Source organism: Streptomyces synnematoformans, from assembly GCF_039531005.1.
In the GTDB taxonomy this organism is placed as follows: domain Bacteria; phylum Actinomycetota; class Actinomycetes; order Streptomycetales; family Streptomycetaceae; genus Streptomyces; species Streptomyces synnematoformans.
Genome location: NZ_BAAAPF010000579.1, coordinates 1 through 2,160 on the forward strand (window position 1 = coordinate 1; position 2,160 = coordinate 2,160).

Annotated in this window: 2 protein-coding genes and 2 pseudogenes; 2 read left to right on the forward strand and 2 right to left on the reverse strand. The window is 77.5% G+C overall.

Annotated elements, in window-relative coordinates; all coding sequences use genetic code 11:
- Nucleotides 1-610: pseudogene (locus ABD317_RS36190) on the forward strand (BTAD domain-containing putative transcriptional regulator); the annotation flags it as partial.
- A gap of 19 nt (nt 611-629) precedes the next feature.
- On the opposite strand, the gene ABD317_RS36195 reads toward ABD317_RS36190, so the two are convergent.
- On the reverse strand, nt 630-998 hold the full coding sequence (locus tag ABD317_RS36195; protein ID WP_344296181.1) for a MerR family transcriptional regulator: 369 nt from the start codon (nt 996-998) through the stop codon (nt 630-632).
- Between the two features lie 95 nt (nt 999-1,093).
- On the opposite strand from ABD317_RS36195, the gene ABD317_RS36200 reads away from it, so the two are divergent.
- On the forward strand, nt 1,094-1,786 hold the full coding sequence (locus ABD317_RS36200) for an SDR family NAD(P)-dependent oxidoreductase (RefSeq protein ID WP_344296184.1): 693 nt from the start codon (nt 1,094-1,096) through the stop codon (nt 1,784-1,786).
- Between the two features lie 24 nt (nt 1,787-1,810).
- Here ABD317_RS36200 and ABD317_RS36205 read toward each other — a convergent pair.
- A pseudogene (locus ABD317_RS36205) lies at nt 1,811-2,160 on the reverse strand (DNA polymerase III subunit alpha); the annotation flags it as partial.

The window sequence follows — 2,160 nt, forward strand, 5'->3', positions numbered from 1 at the left end:
CGGCGGCCGGCGCGGCCTGCCCGAGCGGCAGCGCACGCTGCGGGCGGCGATCGACTGGAGCTGGCGGCTGCTGGACGACCGCGAGCGCACGGCGCTGCGGCGGTTGGCCGTGCACGGGGCGGGCTGCACGCTGAGCGGGGCCATCTACGTGTGCGCCGACACCGGCGCCGGTCCCGGCGACGCGGGCGCCGGCGCGGTGCCCATCGAGGCCGGCGGCCAGCAGGCGCTGGCCGCGGGCCTGACCGCCGCGGAGGTGCCGGGGCTGCTGGCCCGGCTGGTCGACCGGTCGCTGGTCTCCCGCGACGGCGAGCGGTACCGGCTGCTGGAGACGGTCGCCGCGTACGCCTGGGAGCGGCTGGCCGAAGCAGGCGAGACGGCGGAGGTGCTGCGGCGCCGCGACGACTACTACGCGCGCCTCGCGGAGTGCGCCGAGGCGGAGCGGGCGGGCCACGCGCGCCAGCGCTGGATCGACCGGCTGGACGCGGAGATCGCCAACCTGCGCGAAGCCCTGGACGGCGCCACCCGGCGCCGTGAGACGGCCCTGGCGACCCGCATCAGCGGCTCCCTGGCCTGGTACGAGACGGCTCGCGGCCGGACCGCCCCGCGCTGACGCCCGCCGCGGGCGCGGTTCACGGCGTCCGCGGTCCGGCCGGGTCGAGCAGGCCGTCGATCAGCCTGCGGGAGCGGTCCAGGCGGTCGATGGCGGTGGTGATCCTGGCGTGCTCGCGGCGCAGCCGGGCCGTCGCGCCGGGGCAGCCGTTCGTCACCAGGCGCTGCGCGGGGCCGTCGGCGACGCAGTGCAGGATGCGCGCGATGACCGCGGTGGGCAGGCCCGCGTCGAGCAGCACGCGGATGTGCCGCACCGTGGCGACGTCGCCGTCGGCGTACGCGCGGTAGCCGTTGGCCAGCCGTACGGGGTGCAGCAGGCCCTGTTCCTCGTAGTACCGCAGCAGCCGCCGGCTCACGCCGGTCCGGTGGGCCAACTCGCCGATCCGCATGCCGTCCCCGCTCTCCCTGCTTGACCTTCACACCGGTGTCACGCCTTAACGTCGCGGGAAGCGCCGATCATCCGCGGGGAGAGCGAGGACGGGTCATGGCAGGAGCAGTGGTCGTGGGGGCGGGGCCCGGGATCGGTGCGGCGGTCGCCCGCCGGTTCGCCCGGGAGGGCCTGCCGGTGGCGCTGGTGGCGCGGTCGCGGCGAAGCCTGGTGCCGGTCGCCGAGTCGGTCGCCGCGGCGGGCACGGGGGTCCCGCCGCGGCCCGGGGTGCTGCCGCTGACCGCCGACGTCACCGACGAGGCGGCGCTGCGTACCGCCCTCGACACCGCGACCGGCAGGTTCGGCGTGCCCGACGCGATCGTCTACAACGCGGCCCGCGTCCGGGCCGACGCGCTCGGCGAGCTGGCGCAGGCGGCCCTGCTGGACGCCTGGGCGGTGAACGTCGGCGGCGCGCTGACCGCGGCGGCGCACCTGGCCCCGGCGATGGCCCGGCGCGGGGGCGGCTCGTTCCTGATCACCGGCGGGATGCCCGAGCCGAAGGCGCCGTACGTCAGCCTCTCGCTGGGCAAGGCGGGGGTGCGCACGCTGGCGCGGCTGCTCGACCTGGAGTACGGGCCGGCGGGCGTCCACGTCGCGACGGTGACGGTGGACGGCGCGGTGGCGCCCGGCACGGACCTCGACCCGGACACGATCGCGGAGCACTACTGGCGGCTGCACACGCAGCCGCGGTCGCGCTGGGAGCACGACGTCCGGCACCCGGGCGCGGAGGCGGCGGCGCCGCGCCCGTGACCGGTGCACGGCCCACGTCGCCCGCTACGCGCCGGGTTCCCGGCTGATCGCGACCGCCGCCTTGAGGTCCGCCCAGAACTCCGGGCGCGGCGCGATGCGGTGGCCGAGGCGGTAGACCGTCGTACGGGAGCGGCCGCGGACGCGCAGGTGCACGTCGGACGGGCCGGGGTGGGCCGCGAGCACCGCCTTGAGGCGGCCCACGGACTCGGGCGTGACCTGCGCCTCGGCGAGGTCGAGGCGGACCGGGGCGCGTTCGCCCGCGGTGCTGAGGTCGGGGACGACGAGTTCCGTGGCGACCAGGCGGGGGACGTCCTCGCGTTTGTCGAGGCGGCCCTTGACGAAGACGATGGCGTCCTCGACGAGTTGGGTCGAGA

Coding starts and splice junctions, on each gene's coding strand:
- ABD317_RS36195 (WP_344296181.1), bottom strand. CDS start 998: ATGCGGATCGGCGAGTTGGCCCACCGGACCGGCGTGAGCCGGCGGCTG.
- ABD317_RS36200 (WP_344296184.1), top strand. CDS start 1,094: ATGGCAGGAGCAGTGGTCGTGGGGGCGGGGCCCGGGATCGGTGCGGCG.